This is a genomic window from Intrasporangium chromatireducens Q5-1 (genome assembly GCF_000576575.1).
In the GTDB taxonomy this organism is placed as follows: domain Bacteria; phylum Actinomycetota; class Actinomycetes; order Actinomycetales; family Dermatophilaceae; genus Intrasporangium_A; species Intrasporangium_A chromatireducens.
On the sequence record NZ_AWQS01000335.1, the window covers coordinates 1 to 3,316 of the forward strand.

Sequence of the window (3,316 nt, forward strand, 5' to 3'; positions counted from 1 at the left end):
GCAACCGGAGTTTGCGCTCACTCGACGGGTGAGGAGGGGGCGAGGAGCGCCTTCACCTTGTCCTTGCCGAGGGCGAGCAGCAGGGTCGGCAGCCGCGGCCCCGTGTCCTTGCCGACGAGCAGGTCGTAGAGCAGGACGAAGAACGCCCGCTGCGCCTTCGACAGCTCCGGGTCCTTGACCTTCGCCGCCGGGTCGATGCCCCGCTGGACCTTCGGCACGGCATAGACGAGGTGGGTCAGGCCGTCGAGGGACCAGTGCTCGTCCAGCCGCTCGACCAGCATCCGCAGCGACTCGCGCTGCTGCTCGTCGAGCCGCCCGAGCAGGTCGAGGTCCGGCGTCGAGCGGACCACGGTCCGGTCCTCGGCCGGGACGTACCCGAGCATCCACCGCCGGGCGCAGCCGAGTCGTGGCTGCAGCTCGTCGATCGAACCGACCGGTTCGTCGGGGTCGAGGTCGGACAGGATGCGCACGGTCTGCGCCTCGTCGCCCTGGGTGATGTCGACGACCGACGCGATGGTCCGGAACGGCATGGGGTGCGGGGTCGCCGGCAGCACGCCCGAGGCCGTCGAGGTGGCCCGCATGTGCGCGGCCAGGTCGCCCGCCTGCGCGGCGCCCCCGGTGACCTTGCGCCCCAACGCGTCCCACTCGTCATAGAGCCGCTGCAGCTCCTGCCCGAACGCGATGTCGAAGCTCTGGTTCGGCCGGCGGCGGGCATACAGCCAGCGGAGCACCTGCGGCTCCATCACCTCGAGCGCGTCGTTGGGGATCGGCACGCCGCCGCGCGACGAGCTCATCTTCGCCATGCCGGCGATCCCGACGAAGGCGTACATCGGCCCGATCGGGCGCTGCCACCCGAAGATCGGCGCCAGCTCCTTGCCGACGACGAAGGACGACCCGGGCGACTGGTGGTCGACACCCGACGGCTCGAACAGCACCTGCTCGTAGCCCCACCGCATCGGCCAGTCGACCTTCCACACGAGCTTGCCGTGGCGGAACGTCTTGAGGTCGACGGTCTCCTCGTTGCCACACTTCGCGCAGACGTACGTGAGGTCGTTCGTCTCGTCGTCGTAGGCCGTCACCGTCGTGAAGTCGGTGCCGCACGAGGTGCAGTACGGCTTGAACGGGTAGTACCCCCGGCTCCCCTCGCTGCCGTCGTCCTCGCTCGCGGCGCCGGAGCCACGCTCGGCCTCGGTCTGCGCCTCCTCCTGCTCGGGGGTCAGCTCGACCCGCTTGCCCTTGCCCGACGCCTTCTGCTTCGCCTCGGCGGCGGCCTCGAGGGTCCGGTAGCGACCGAGCACCTCGTCGATCCGGGCCCGTTCGCGCATCGCGAGGAGGACCTCGTCGACGTAGGCGCCCGCGGTGTACTGCGTCGTCTGGCTGATGGCGCGCACCTCGATGCCCAGCCGCTCCATGGCCTCGAGCAGCGGCGCCTTGTAGTGATCGGCCCAGTTCGCGTGCGGGGAGCCGGCGGGCGCTGGGACGGAGGTGAGCGGCATACCGATGTACTGCTCCCACGACTCGTCGACCCCCGGCTGTCCCTTGGGGACCCGGCGGAAGCGGTCGTAGTCGTCCCACGACAGGATGTGCTCGCACGGCACCCCGCGCCGCTTGATCTCGTCGGCGACGAGGTGCGGGGTGATGAGCTCGCGGAAGTTGCCGAGGTGGATCGGCCCCGACGGGCTGATGCCGGACGCGCAGACGATCTTGTCGATCCCCCGGTCCTTGGCGTCGGCGATGACCTCATCCGCCAGCCGCGTGACCCAGTCCTGCTCGACGACCTTCTCTGCCATGGGTTTCCTTCTCGTACAAACGATTTCGTATGCCGCTCAGCTTGCTCCGCGCGTGCGCGGGCTCAGGCGGTGGCGGGCTTGAGGGGGTAGCGCTCGATGATCTCGTCGCGGCCGGGGCCGACCCCGATCGCGGACACCCGTGCCCCGATGAGCTCCTCGACGCGCAGGACATAGGCCTGGGCGTTGGCCGGCAGCTCGTCGAAGCTGCGGCAGCGGGTGATGTCCTCCCACCAGCCGTCGAGGTACTCGTAGATCGGCTTCGCGTGGTGGAAGTCGGACTGGTTCACGGGCATCTCGTCGTGCCGCACGCCGTCGACGTCGTAGGCGACACACACCGGGACCTTCTCGAGGCCGGTGAGGATGTCGAGCTTGGTGATGACGAAGTCGGTGACGCCGTTGATCCGGTTGGCGTAGCGGCCGATCACCGCGTCGAGCCAGCCGCACCGGCGCGGGCGGCCGGTCGTGACGCCGTACTCGCCGCCGGTCTTGCGCAGGAACTCGCCCATGTCGTCGTGCAGCTCGGTCGGGAACGGGCCCTCCCCGACGCGGGTCGTGTAGGCCTTGAGGATCGCGATGACCGAGTCGATCCGGGTCGGTGGGACGCCGGAGCCGGTGCAGGCGCCGCCCGCCGTGGCGTTGCTCGACGTGACATAGGGGTAGGTGCCGTGGTCGACGTCGAGGAGGGTGGCCTGGCCCGCCTCGAAGAGGACCGTCTCGCCGCGGTCGAGGGCCTGGGACAGGACCAGGGAGGTGTCGGCGACCATCGGCCTGAGGCGCTCGGCATGCTCGAGCAGCTCGGCCACGACCTCGTCGGCCTCGATCGCCCGACGGTTGTAGATCTTGGCGAGGACCTGGTTCTTGAAGTCGAGGGCTGCCTCGACCTTGTGCCGCAGGATCTTCTCGTCGTAGAGGTCCTGGACGCGGATGCCGGTGCGGCTCATCTTGTCGGCGTAGGTCGGCCCGATCCCGCGACCCGTCGTGCCGATGCGGCGGCTGCCGAGGAAGCGCTCGGTCACCTTGTCGAGGGTCCGGTTGTAGGACGCGATGATGTGCGCGTTGGCCGACACGAGCAGCCGGCTGGTGTCGATGCCCCGCGCGTCGAGCCCGTCGAGCTCCTCGAAGAGGACGCCGAGGTCGACGACGACACCGTTGCCGATCACGGGGGTGCAGTTCGGGCTGAGGATCCCGGACGGCAGCAGGTGGAGGGCGTACTTCTCGCGCTTGCCGTCCTGCTCGATGACGACGGTGTGACCGGCGTTGTTGCCACCGTTGAACTTGACGACGTAGTCGACGCTGCTGCCGAGCAGGTCTGTCGCCTTGCCCTTGCCCTCATCGCCCCACTGCGCTCCGACGAGCACGATTGCCGGCATCACTCCGCCTTCCTTCGACGCCCACCCGCCGCGAGTGAGCCACCCGCAAGGTTATCGGTTCGCCTTCCCTCCCCCGATCGCGAGCACACTCCCTCCCATCGACACACCACTGCGCCCATCGACAGTGCGCGTCTCACCATTGAGCGTGCGCGTCTC

General features: G+C 69.4%; 2 protein-coding genes. Both read right to left on the reverse strand.

Annotation, left to right across the window (positions count from 1 at the left end):
- Nucleotides 1–17 precede the first annotated feature (17 nt).
- Nucleotides 18–1,790 carry a lysine--tRNA ligase gene (lysS, locus tag N864_RS20525; RefSeq protein WP_034721767.1) on the reverse strand — a complete coding sequence of 591 codons (1,773 nt, stop codon included), beginning with the start codon at nucleotides 1,788–1,790 and terminating at the stop codon, nucleotides 18–20.
- Nucleotides 1,791–1,852: 62 nt separating this feature from the next.
- A complete protein-coding gene (locus tag N864_RS20530) occupies nucleotides 1,853–3,160 on the reverse strand; it encodes an adenylosuccinate synthase (RefSeq protein ID WP_034721768.1) in 1,308 nt (435 codons plus the stop codon).
- Nucleotides 3,161–3,316: the final 156 nt, after the last annotated feature.